The following is an 11,821-nucleotide window of genomic DNA, read 5'->3' on the forward strand; positions in this document are numbered from 1 at the left end:
CTCAGTGGTTGAAAGTCCGACTCGAATCAATCTCAGGCCAGAGAAAGTTTCTACGCCATTTTTTGAACTCGGATGACACGGGTCGTGTGGATGAGCACGGATAAAACATAAATGAACCAAAGCAAAATCCGCAATGATCCGTGTCATCCGAGTAATCCGCGTTCAAAAGCATTGACTTTAGAAAGCAAGATGCATTTATGAAAACTAACCGCCGCGCATTTTTGGTGACAACTTTGGGCGCTGCGCTCGGCGCAACTTTGCAGGCGGCGCCGGTGCGCGCGCAAACGCGCACAATCGCGCTGGAAGAATTGGACGCCGCCGCGAAAAAGCCCGTGCTCAGAGCCAAGCTTTTTAAAGATCCCATAATCATCGCCGCCATCGACTTGCTGAAAAACGGTGAGGAGTGGTTCGTGCGCGTGCGCTCGAAAGACGGCGCGGTCGGCATGGCCGTTTCCAACAATGAGCGCATGGATGCCTTCTATCCCATTTTGACAAAAATCGTCGCGCCGTATTTTATCGGCAAGGACGCCCGGCAGCTCGAGACGCTCATTGACGGCGTTTATGTTCATGACAGCAATTACAAGCTGCAAGGCCTCGCCTTTTGGATGTGCGTCGCCTCGGTGGAATTTGCGATTTTGGATTTGCTCGGCCATCTCGCGGGCAAGCCGGTGGGCGATTTGCTCGGCAGCGTCACTCGCAACGAGATCAAAGTTTATCGCGCCAACAACGATCGTGGCTTGTCGGCGGAAGAATCGGTTCGCCGTACGAAAAAGCGCGTCGAGGAAATCGGCGCCAAAGCGCTGAAGTTCAAAGTCGGCGGCAGATTAGGTTTCGCGGACTCGCCGCCCGGCCGCACCGAGAAGCTGATTCCCTTGATGCGCAAGACGTTCGGCGACGAGATGGTGATCATGGCCGACGCCAACGGCTCGTACAACGTTGCGGAAGCGGTGCGTGTCGGCAGAATGTTGGAGGAGCACAAAATCACTTTTTACGAAGAGCCTTGCGCGTTCGATGAGTTGGAAGAAACCAAACGAGTTGCCGACACGCTCACGATCCCCATTGCCGGCGGCGAGCAGGAAAGCAGCCTCTGGCGCTTCCGCTGGATGATTCACAACCACGCTGTGCAAATCGTGCAGCCGGATTTGTTTTATTTCGGCGGCTTCATTCGCAGCGTGCGCGTCGCGAGAATGGCCGCCGCAGCCGGATTGGAATGCACGCCGCATATGAGCGGCAGCAGCGTCGGTTATCTCTACGTGATTCATTTTGCCTCGTTCGTTCCCAACGCCGGCGAGTTCATGGAGTACAAGGGCAAAAGCGAAAAAATACCCATTCATTGCGACACCTCGACGCTGATCTGCAAAGATGGCATCGTCCGCGTCCCCACCGGTCCCGGCTTTGGCATTGCCATTGATCCGGATTTTGTGAATCAAGCTGCGGTGATCACGGGTTGAGTTGAATAGAGATTATGTCATAGCGCAGACTTCCAGTCTGCAAACGAAGGCAAGCTGGAAGTTTGTGCTACAAACTCTTCGCGACCGTGATGGTCTTCGAATTTAATACTGCATGAAAATGAATAAAATGAATAAACGATCCCTCCACGCCGTGCTTTTTTTGACGCTGTTATGCGCGCTCTGTTGGCGAAACGGCCAAAACCTCGCGTTGGCCCAATCTCCACCGCAACTCTTCACCCCCAGCATCGAGATCAACCGCCAGCTTCAAGGCAAGGACATCGCCGCCGTTGATTTCTACGGCTTGGTGCCGGACGAAAAAGATTTCACCATCCATCCCAGCCTCCGCCCCGGCTGGACATGGTTGTCGGCGAAAAACGTGCGCCACAAAGACAAGACCATCAGTTTTTTTCTGCATAACGGCGATCTCTATTGCGACGAAACGATCGTGAGCAATTTCCGTCGCCGCAAAGCGAAAAAGAACGTGACCGAGCTGGTGCAGGCCAATACCTTTCACCTTGCTTTTCTCCGCGGCGATGGGAAGGATGAAGAAGTACTGATCTTCATCGCCACTGACACAGACAAGCAAGTCGAGGTGAAGATTGATCGAACCTTGCTCGGGGTTGAAAAACGGCTGCGGTATCAGCTTGCAGCCGGCGACGCCAAACTTTTGCGTATTGCGCTTCAGAGCCTGCGGCCGGAGTGGGAACCGCTGTATGTAAAACCCCGGCACCCCTTGCGGCAACGGATCAATCTCAATCACGATTGGAAATTCCACAAAGGCGATGTCGCCAATGCGCAAGCGCCGAATTTGAATGATGCCAATTGGGAGCCGGTAGCTTTGCCGCACAGTTGGAATGCCGGCGACATCATTGATGATCGCAATTTCAACGACGGTTTGGATATTTACACCTCTTATTGGCGCGGCATAAGCTGGTACCGCAAGCAGTTTACGGTGGATCAAACTTGCAGAGGGAAAAAAATATTCATTGAGTTTGAAGCCGCGAATCAGGTGGCAGAAGTCTGGCTCAATGGCGTGCATTTGGGACAGCACATCGGCGGATACTTGGGGTTTGAATTCGAGGTGACCAGCCTCATAAAATTCGACAGATCGAATCTTTTGGCAGTGAAAGTTGACAATCGTTTTGATTACGATATTCCTCCGCATACCGGCGATTTCAACATGATGGGGGGCATTACGCGAGAAGTTTGGTTGAAGGTGACGGAAAAGGTGCATGTCGTTTCAACCTTTGTCACCACACCGGAAGTTTCTCATCACGCCGCGACCGTCAAAGTGGTGACGGAAATAAAGAATGACGCCAATCATGCCAAAGAACTCCGGCTGGTTGCCAGCGTTGTCAATGCGGAAGGATTCATTGTCGCCTCGATGGAAAGCCACGCACGAGTGGAGAAAAACGCCTTGCACACATTGACACAACAGAGCGGCGCGATTCCGCAGCCGCGTTTGTGGTCGCCGGAGGAGCCGAACCTCTATACCGTTTATTCCCATCTCTATGATGGCGAAACCCTGGTCGACGAATATGCTTCGCCGCTCGGTTTTCGCTGGTTTGAATTTGATTCACAAAAAGGTTTTTTCCTCAATGGCAAATATTTGAAGCTTCGCGGCGTCAATCTGCATCAGGATCGTTTCGGCTACGGCCCGGCAGTGCCGGATTCGCTGCGCGTGCAAGATTTGCGTTTGTTCAAGAAAATGGGCATCAACTTCGTTCGCCTCGCGCATTATCCCCATGATCCGGTAATGCTGCAGGAATGTGACCGCCTGGGTATTCTGGTGTGGGAGGAGATTCCCTACGTCAATACCGTCGGCCGTGAAAAGTTCATCGACAATTGCAAAAACATGTTGGCCGAGATGATCGCCCGCGACCGCAATCATCCCGCCATCATATTTTGGGGAATCGCCAACGAAACTGCCGAAGCGTGGATGCCCGCCTCGGAAGTGCCGTACATCCGCAAGACGCTTCAAGCGCTCCATGATCTTGCGAAAGCGCTGGATACGACCCGGCTCACCGTGCAGGCGCAAAACAACATGGTGGATTACGATCTGGCCGGCATCACCGATTGCATCGGCTTCAATCGTTACTTCGGCTGGTATCGCGGCGCCATCGAAGATTTCGGCAAGGATATTGATGAGCTGCACCAAAAATATCCGCATTGGAAAATTCTGATCAGCGAATATGGCGCCGATGCCAAACGCGGTTACCATGTCGAAAACCCCGAACGCTTCGATTTCAGCGAAGACTATCAACTGCGGTTTCACGAAGGCTATCTCCGGCAAATCAACGAGCGGCCGTGGCTTGGTGGCAGCGCGGTTTGGAATGGCTGCGATTTTGCCTCCGAGCATAAAATTGGCAACATTCCCCGCCTCAATCAGAAAGGTCTGGTCGATTACAGACGCCGGCCGAAGGATGCCTACTATTTTTATCAGAGCCAATGGTCACAAGAGCCGATGGTTTACATCGTCTCGCACACGTGGCGCCATCGCAGTGGCAACAATGGCGAGAAGAAGCGTATTCGCATTTTGAGCAATTGCGACGTCGTGGAGCTGTTTCTCAATGGACAACCGCTTGGCGCCAAAGAAGAGGATTTCGTGTGGGAAGTGGCATTCCATGAGGGAGAAAACGAACTGTTTGCCAGGGCCAGAAAGGACGAGGTCACTGTGAGTGACCGGGTAAAGTTGTATTTTGAATTCGCGACCAGGACCAATAACCGCAAGTGAACTCTCCGCTGGGAATTGTGAAAGGTCATACGACAACTTATGCTCTATCCCCAAAACAATCGCTGCCGTACCGTTCTCGATCTCTCCGGCTTTTGGGAAATCAAAGCCGATCCGGATCGCTTTGGTGTTGAAAAAAATTGGAACGATGGATTCGAAGCAGATGCTTATATTGGTGTGCCCGGCAGTTGGAATGAGCAGCTCGCCGAAATCGGGCTGATGAATTATGTCGGGCCGCTGTGGCACCAAACGCGCTTCCATGTTCCGTCCGCTTTATCCGAGAAAACATTGCTGCTGCGATTTGGCTCTGCTGATTTTCATGCCCGGGTTTGGGTCAATGGGGAGTTTGTCGGAGAGCACGAGGGTGGATTTTTGCCCTTTGAATTCGACATCACTTCTTTTATCAACCATGATGCCGAGAACCTACTCGTCGTTTGCGTGGACAACACGCTGACCTATGACACCATTCCCCAGGGCCTCACCAAAGAGGATTTTGCCTCATTCCGCAAAAATCGTGACGCCTCTTTTCCTCCGACGGCGTTTGACTTTTTTGCCTACGGTGGTCTGCATCGTCCGGTGAAGCTTGTCGCGCTTCATCCTCTCCATCTTTCCGAGGTGAAGGTCGACACCGCCATCGCGGGCACAACCGGCCATTTAAAATTCGAGGCAACATTCAGCCGGCTTTCCGAGGCAGCAAGCGTGGAAATCTCTCTTTGGGATGGCAGGCAGAAGCTGGAGAAAAAAATAAAACCCTGCAACTATTCAACCGTCGCCGGTGAATTTGCCATTTCGCGCTGCCAATTTTGGTGTCCCGAGAATCCCCATCTCTACCAGCTCCGGTTTTCAGTGCAGGAGAATGGTACGCCGGTGGATGAGTATCAGGTTGAAGTCGGCGTTCGCGAAATCACCGTGGCCGGCGCGAAGCTGCTGTTGAATGGCGCGCCCATTTTTCTGAAAGGCTTCGGCAAGCACGAGGACTTCGCCGTTCTGGGAAAAGGTTTATCCCACCCCCTGATCGTCAAGGATTTTCAATTAATGAAATGGATTGGCGCCAATTCATTTCGGACCTCGCATTATCCCTACGCCGAAGAAATCATGCAGATGGCCGACCGCATGGGATTTTTGATTATCGATGAAGTGCCGGCGGTCAGTTTGAACTTTCGCCACGTCACCTCCAAAACCCTGGAGAATCACAAACGGGCGTTAACCGAGCTGATCGCGAGAGACCGGAACCATCCGGCGGTGATCAGTTGGAGCATCGCCAATGAACCCGGCATCTGGGGAGAGGAGGAAGCGATTTCCGAAAAGGCCGAGAACTATTGGGCGGAGATTTGCCGGCATGTCAAATCGCTCGATTCGACCCGGCCGATCACCCTGCCGGCTTTCGCCTTTTGGAAAGAGCGGGATCCTGCCTACAAATATTCCGACTTCATTTCCATCAACCGCTATTGGGGATGGTACGAGATTCCCGGCGAGATCGAGGAAGCCGGCGCCACGCTCAAAGCGGAAATGGAATTGCTCCACGAAAAGTATCAGAAGCCGATTCTCGTCTCCGAATTTGGCGCCGATACCATCGACGGGTTGCATGCCACCTATCCGCAACTGTTTACCGAGGAATACCAAACTCAGTTGATTCAGAAATATTTTGAAATCATCGAATCGCTGCCGTTTGCCATCGGCGAGCATATTTGGAATTTCGCCGATTTCCGCACCGCGCAACATTTCCGCCGCGTAGTGTTGAACAAAAAAGGCGTATTCAATCGGCAACGGGAGCCGAAGGCGGCGGCCTTTGCGATTCGCCAACATTGGCTCTCATTTGATAAAAAGCCGCGTGCGGCAAAGTCTCGAAGAGACGATTGAAAACCGAATGCTCATGATATTACAAATGTTGTTTTCAAAGGTCCTTTCTGGACTTGGGATTTTTGAATTCTTCGGGACAAAATTTATCTCAGCCCATTTCGCGCTTAACCCAATGCGGACAAGCCGCAACCCAAAAGAAAATCTCTAATGGATAGAAGAACCCAACTGTCAAAGCCTTATCCGCTGGGTTTTTCTATCCGTTGGAAAATTTTTTTGCAAAGATTTGACTTGTAACAGATTGACATGAACTGATCACTGTTCTGCATCAACCATGGCCGGCCTGACTCCACTCGACTTTGCGGTTATTCTGTTTTACCTCGCCGGCATCACCTGCATCGGCCTGCGCGCCTCGAAATCGGTGAAAGACGTCGGCGATTTTTTCATGGGTGGGCGGCGCTTTGGCAAGCTGTTGATGATGGTCAAAGCGTTCAGTGTCGGCACGCGCGCCGATCAAGCCGTGGCGGTGACCGGCGCGTCCTATCAAGTCGGCCTGTCCGGCGTGTGGTATCAATGGCTCTACATTTTCAGCACGCCGTTTTATTGGATCATTGCGCCGATCTACCGCCGGCTGCGTTATCTCACCACCGGCGATTTCTTTGAACAGCGTTATGGCAAAGCTGCGGGTGCACTTTACACCTTCGTCGCGCTGCTCTTTTTTTCGGTCGAGATCGGCATGGTGTTGCGGGGCACCGGAACCACGGTCGAAGCACTGACCAAAGGGCAGATTCCGGCCAATCTCACGATTTTTGTCGCCACCGCGGTCTTCGTCTCCTACAGCGCGGCAGGAGGCTTGGTTGCCGCCGTAAAAACCAAGCTCCTACAAGGCGCCATGCTCGTCATCCTTTCGCTTTTGCTCCTGCCATTTGCTTTCAGCGAGGCCGGCGGCTTTGCGGGATTGCACCAAAAGCTGGCGCCGGAGATGTTCTCCCTGGTGGCGAAATTCGAAGTCACGTTATTCTTCATCACAATGGTCACCATCAATGCCTTGGTGGGCGTCGTGGCGATGCCGCATCATACAGCCATCGGCGGCGCCGGAAAGAGTGAAATCAGTTGCCGCACCGGATGGACGTACGGCAATATTGTCAAGCGCTTCGTTACTCTCTGCTGGGCTTTTACCGGCTTGTTTGCTTTGGCGCTCTATCCCGGGCTGGCCGAGGCCGAACGCGAGCAAGCTTTCGGGATGATGATTTTAAATTTGCTGCCCGCCGGATTAGTAGGACTGATGATCGCGGCGATGGTTGCCTCATTGATGGCAGTTTGCGATGCCTACATGATCGATGGCTCGGCTCTATTCACCCGCAACTTTTATCGAAAGTTTTTTGCGTCAAGCTCCCGCGAAGAGCACGAGATGAAAGTGGCGCGCTGGTCCTCCATTCTCGTCGTCGGCGCCGGCATTCTGTTCGCTCTGGTTTTGTCCGACGTCGTCTCCGGCTTGAAGTTCATTTGGAAAATCATGGCCTTTATGGGCATTCCGTTTTGGATGGCCATTTTCTGGCGGCGGGGGAATCGCTACGGACTTTGGGTGAGCGTCATGGTGACTTCGACGCTTTCCTTTTACACACAATCACGCGACTGGCCGATTGAAAATCAGATTGCGCTTTATCTTCCCGCCGGGGTGCTGGCTTTTATCATCGCCAGCCTGCTTACCAAACCGGAGCCGGAAGAAAAACTGCGCGCCTTTTACACCTTGCTCCACACGCCGGTGGGTGAAGAATATAAACTCCGCAACGCCGGCATTGAGATCATTCATCAAGGCGGCAGCTACGCCGGGCCGGTGCCGCGCCCATCCGGTTTCGCGCCCGCGCCAACGGAATCTCTCGAAGAGAAAGGGCACGCCCTGCTCTTGGTGGATTTGCTGGACCTGCCCAAAACCTTCAGCTTCAAACGCTATCGCATCGATATTTTGGGATTCATGGCGGCGTGGGGTTTGGTAGCGGGGATTATCCTGGTTGCCGTTTTACTGGCGCGAATTGGGGCTTGAAGCGAATAACAAAAAGCAAAACGCCGATGCCCGCAGATTTACAATCTGCGGGCATCGGCGCCAATCTGCGTCCCCAAAAACAAAGTCATGAGTTATGCATGAATTTAGCGATCTGAACCGGAGTGCAATGCTTTAGCATTGCAAAACTAAAGTTTTGCACTCCGAGTTCGCTTGGCTAAATTCATACTGAGTTATGAATATTTTTCGTACTTTGATCAACCTTGTATTTGTCGCCGTGGCGCTGAATTGTGCGCTGGCTTCCGCCGAATCCAAAAAGATCGTGCGCTATCAGGATCAGGCCGGCGCGGTGCATTACGGCCTCGTCAAAGAAGACAAAGTGCATCAATTGAAAGGCGGCATCGAGGCGTTCGCGCGCGGCAAGTATGAGCTTGACGGCAAAATCCTCCCGCTGGCGCACCTCAAAATTCTCGCGCCGGCCGAACCGTCGAAGGTGATCAACTTCGGCTGGACGTACCCGCAGCATGCGCAGGAAGTCGGCGGCCAGGTGCAACGCAACGATCCGCTGGTGTTTCTGAAGCCGCCGACGGTGATCATCGCGCATCGCGACACCATTCGCTACCCGCACGGCTTGTCCAGGCAGGTGGAATTCGAAGGCGAGCTCGCCATCATCATCGGCAAGCACGCGAAAAATCTCACGCCGGAAAACGCGCTGGATTGCGTGCTGGGCTACACCTGCTTCAACGACGTGACTGCACGCGATCTCACCCAAAGCGATCCGGAATTTACGCGCGGCAAGGGCTTCGACACCTTCGGCCCGCTCGGCCCGTGGATCGTCACCGAGATCGACCCGCGTGATTTGCGCCTCACGACGACTTTGAACGGTGAAAAAAAGCAGGACGCGCGCACCTCGCAGATGAGCTACGGCATTCCGTTTCTCATCAGTTACATCTCGCAAGTGATGACGCTCAACCCCGGCGACGTCATCGCCACCGGCACGCCCGCAGGTTCGGCGGCGATGAAACCCGGCGACGTGGTGAAAATCGAAATCGAGCATATCGGCGAGCTGGTGAATTACGTGAAGTAGGAACTAATTGATTTGAATGAAAGCGATGGCGGAAAAATGTTTGGACTGAAAAATAGAGATGGAGTAAACATTATGCTTTTCAATTTTAAATGCATGACTCTATTCATCTTCATGCCGTTGCTCAGGCTTGATCCGAGTCTCGTCATCGCGCAGAGCCTCGAGGCCGTTGTCAACGTCAAAGCCCACGGCGCGAGCGGCAGCGGCGAGAAACTCGACACCGAGGCGATACAAAAGGCCATCGACGCCTGCCACGCGCAGGGTGGCGGCACGGTTTATTTTCCCAACGGCACTTATCTCTCCGGCACGCTGGTGTTGAAGAGCAATGTCACGCTGCATCTCGAAGCCGGCGCGACACTTCTTGGCAGCGCCAATCTCGCGGATTACAAACCGTACGCGCTGAGGCCGGATTTGGAGGCGCAGCTTTTGGGCACGAGCAATCAAGACACCGGCAATTTGCACTTAATCTATGCGCAGAAGGCAAGCCATGTCGGCATCACCGGCAAGGGCAGAATCGACGGCAACGGCCGTGCGTTTTGGGATGAAAATTTTCTGCCGCGGCCTCGTCCAGCGCAGATGATCGAGTTCGAAACTTGTGAGGACGTGACGATCGAAAACGTGACGCTGCAAAACAGCCCGTTTTGGGCGCTGCACATTTTGAGCAGCAACCGCGCGCGCATCGACGGCATCAAGATTCTCAATTATCGCCAAGGCCCGAACACCGACGGCATCGATGTCAACTCTTCATCGAACGTGCAGATCACCAACGCTTTCATCGACACCGGCGACGACGCGATCTGCTTCAAATCGCATTTCCCGAACGAGCCGGTGCAAAGCGTGACGGTCTCCAATTGCATTTTGATCAGCGACGATTCGGCGATCAAATTCGGCACGCGCTCGCACGGCGACATGAAATTCATCACGATCGCGAATTGCATCATCCGCAACAGCACCTACGGCATCGCGTTTTTCATGAAGGATGGCGGCCATTACAACAACATCCGGATTTCCGACGTCATTTTGGAAAATGCGTCGTGGTCGGAAAGCCGCCGAACGGTTTATCCGATTTTCATGGACATTGAAAAACGCACGCCGGCTTCCGCGCTGGGAAAAATCAGCTGGATGAGTTTGCGCAATTTGACGATCACCACCGGCGGGCATTGCCTGATTGCGGGCATCCGCGAGCAGCCCCTCGAAGACATTGCGCTCGAAAACATTCGCATGGTCGTGCCGTCGTGCGACGAGGTGCAGGGCAAATCCAAGCCGCGCGGCGTTCGCAATCTGGCTGCGCCGCCTCCCGGAACCGATTTCGCCGGCGTGCCTGCGCATTGGACGTTTGCGCACATCAACGGCTTGACGATCAAAAATCTTCAAATCGAAGTCGAGCATGAAAGCGCCGAGCGGCAGCGACATGCGATTTGGGGCGCGCACGTGCAAGCGGTGACGATCATGGAATTTGCGGGCCGCGCCGCGGGCTTGAACAGCACGCTGGCGACGATTCATCTCGAACAGGCGCGCAATGTTTTTTTCAACGCCTGCCGTGCCGAGGCCGGCACGCACGTTTTTCTCCATCTCACAGGCAGGGACACGCAAAACGTTGCCGTGATGAACAGCGATTTGGCGATGGCGCAAAATGCCTTTGTGATCGATCGCGAGGTGCGGAAGAAAACGTTTTATCAAGCATCGAACCGGTTGAAATAAAAAGGCCGGAAGAGATGAAAAGGTATTGATTTTAAAGGCAATTTTGTTTCATTTAAAAAATGTCAAGTCTGTCAAAGTCGCCGCGGCGCTCTTTTAAAAAGTTTGTTCAATATGGTTTTGCCAATTTTTTCCTGCAATGAGTTTATCTGATGACCCTCGAACAACTGAACACGCTATATGATCTCTCCGGTCGCACGTTCGTGATCACCGGTGGCACCGGCGTCTTGGGAAGGGAGATGACGTGTGCCATTGCCGGCTGCCGCGCGAATGTCGCCCTCCTCACCCGCACACCCGAAACTGCTGCGCCGCTGCTCGCGCGCATCGCGAACTGCAGCGGCCGGGCAATCGTCGTCCACGGCGACGTGTGTGAGGCTGGCACGCTGAGGAAGGCGGCGGATGAAATTATCAAAACATTCGGACGCATTGACGGTTTGGTCAACGGCGCCGGCGGCAACAATCCCCGCGCCACCACGAGTCCCCAGCAATCTTTTTTTCAGTTGTCGAAGGAAGCGCTGGAATGGGTGATCAATTTGAACTTGATGGGTACCATTTTGCCGAGCCAAATTTTCGGGAAGTATATGGCCGAACAAAAAGAGGGCGTGATTTTGAATGTGTCATCGATGAACGCCATTCGGCCCTTGACCCGCATTCCGGCATACTCGGCGGCAAAAGCGGCGGTGAGCAATTTCACGCAATGGCTGGCGGTTCACATGGCGCAGGAATATTCCCCGAACATCCGCGTCAATGCCATCGCCCCGGGATTTTTTCTAACTGAGCAGAATCGTTTCCTGCTCACAGACAAAGAAACGGGTGAATTGACGCCGCGTGGGAAAAAAATCATTGAGCACACGCCGATGGGGCGATTTGGAAAACCGCAGGATCTGCTCGGTACCACGCTCTGGCTGCTCTCGCCGGCTTCGGCATTCGTTACCGGCGTCGTGGTGCCGGTAGACGGCGGGTTTTCGGCGTTCAGCGGCGTATAACCGGAGTGCAAAGATTGTGTCCCGCCCACTGCGATTGCGCACGCCGAACCGTCTTTTTATGAACTTCTTTCA

8 protein-coding genes are annotated in these 11,821 nt (G+C 53.6%); 7 read left to right on the forward strand and 1 reads right to left on the reverse strand.

Features of this window, described 5'->3' with window-relative positions; all coding sequences use genetic code 11:
* Positions 1 to 197 precede the first annotated feature (197 nt).
* Positions 198 to 1,451, forward strand: coding sequence for a mandelate racemase/muconate lactonizing enzyme family protein (locus ONB52_17350; GenBank protein ID MDZ7417902.1), 1,254 nt, complete (start codon positions 198 to 200; stop codon positions 1,449 to 1,451).
* 169 nt (positions 1,452 to 1,620) lie between these two features.
* On the opposite strand, the gene ONB52_17355 is transcribed toward ONB52_17350, so the two are convergent.
* Positions 1,621 to 2,685, reverse strand: coding sequence for a hypothetical protein (locus ONB52_17355; GenBank protein ID MDZ7417903.1), 1,065 nt, complete (start codon positions 2,683 to 2,685; stop codon positions 1,621 to 1,623).
* Here ONB52_17355 and ONB52_17360 point away from each other — a divergent pair.
* The 6 genes from ONB52_17360 to ONB52_17385 all read left to right on the forward strand — a co-directional run bounded on the left by ONB52_17360 (position 2,680) and on the right by ONB52_17385 (position 11,749).
* Entirely contained in the window at positions 2,680 to 4,185 is a 1,506-nt protein-coding gene (locus ONB52_17360; GenBank protein MDZ7417904.1) for a glycoside hydrolase family 2 protein, read from the forward strand. The two genes, ONB52_17355 and ONB52_17360, sit on opposite strands and share 6 nt — an antisense overlap.
* Before the next feature lie 39 nt (positions 4,186 to 4,224).
* A complete protein-coding gene (uidA, locus tag ONB52_17365) occupies positions 4,225 to 6,042 on the forward strand; it encodes a beta-glucuronidase (GenBank protein MDZ7417905.1) in 1,818 nt (605 codons plus the stop codon).
* A gap of 271 nt (positions 6,043 to 6,313) precedes the next feature.
* Positions 6,314 to 8,023, forward strand: a complete 1,710-nt coding sequence (locus tag ONB52_17370; protein MDZ7417906.1) for a hypothetical protein — start codon at positions 6,314 to 6,316, stop codon at positions 8,021 to 8,023.
* A gap of 193 nt (positions 8,024 to 8,216) precedes the next feature.
* Entirely contained in the window at positions 8,217 to 9,068 is an 852-nt protein-coding gene (locus ONB52_17375; GenBank protein ID MDZ7417907.1) for a fumarylacetoacetate hydrolase family protein, read from the forward strand.
* Positions 9,069 to 9,161: 93 nt separating this feature from the next.
* Entirely contained in the window at positions 9,162 to 10,766 is a 1,605-nt protein-coding gene (locus ONB52_17380) for a glycoside hydrolase family 28 protein (protein MDZ7417908.1), read from the forward strand.
* Between the two features lie 149 nt (positions 10,767 to 10,915).
* Positions 10,916 to 11,749, forward strand: coding sequence for an SDR family oxidoreductase (locus tag ONB52_17385; protein MDZ7417909.1), 834 nt, complete (start codon positions 10,916 to 10,918; stop codon positions 11,747 to 11,749).
* Positions 11,750 to 11,821: the final 72 nt, after the last annotated feature.

The organism is candidate division KSB1 bacterium (assembly GCA_034506255.1).
GTDB lineage: Bacteria > Zhuqueibacterota > Zhuqueibacteria > Zhuqueibacterales > Zhuqueibacteraceae > Coneutiohabitans > Coneutiohabitans thermophilus.